The organism is Bartonella sp. W8167, from assembly GCF_016100335.1.
Lineage (GTDB): Bacteria > Pseudomonadota > Alphaproteobacteria > Rhizobiales > Rhizobiaceae > Bartonella > Bartonella apis.
Genome location: NZ_JACFSQ010000015.1, coordinates 1 through 571, shown reverse-complemented (window position 1 = coordinate 571; position 571 = coordinate 1). Strand labels below are relative to the sequence as shown.

At 53.9% G+C, this 571-nt stretch carries 1 rRNA gene; it reads left to right on the top strand.

The features are described from left to right. Positions 1-533: ribosomal RNA gene (locus tag H3V12_RS11085) — 16S ribosomal RNA — on the top strand; the annotation flags it as partial. Positions 534-571 lie beyond the last annotated feature (38 nt).

The following is a 571-nucleotide window of genomic DNA, read 5'->3' as shown; positions in this document are numbered from 1 at the left end:
GCAGAGATGCGAGAGTGCCTTCGGGAACTGTGAGACAGGTGCTGCATGGCTGTCGTCAGCTCGTGTTGTGAAATGTTGGGTTAAGTCCCGCAACGAGCGCAACCCTTATCCTTTGTTGCCAGCGGTTTGGCCGGGAACTCAAAGGAGACTGCCGTTGATAAAGCGGAGGAAGGTGGGGACGACGTCAAGTCATCATGGCCCTTACGACCAGGGCTACACACGTGCTACAATGGCGTATACAAAGGGAGGCGACCTCGCGAGAGCAAGCGGACCTCACAAAGTACGTCTAAGTCCGGATTGGAGTCTGCAACTCGACTCCATGAAGTCGGAATCGCTAGTAATCGTGAATCAGAATGTCACGGTGAATACGTTCCCGGGCCTTGTACACACCGCCCGTCACACCATGGGAGTGGGTTGCACCAGAAGTAGATAGCTTAACCGCAAGGGGGGCGTTTACCACGGTGTGGTCCATGACTGGGGTGAAGTCGTAACAAGGTAACCGTAGGGGAACCTGCGGTTGGATCACCTCCTTACGAAGTGCTCGTAAGTGTTCACACAGATTGTTTGTTTA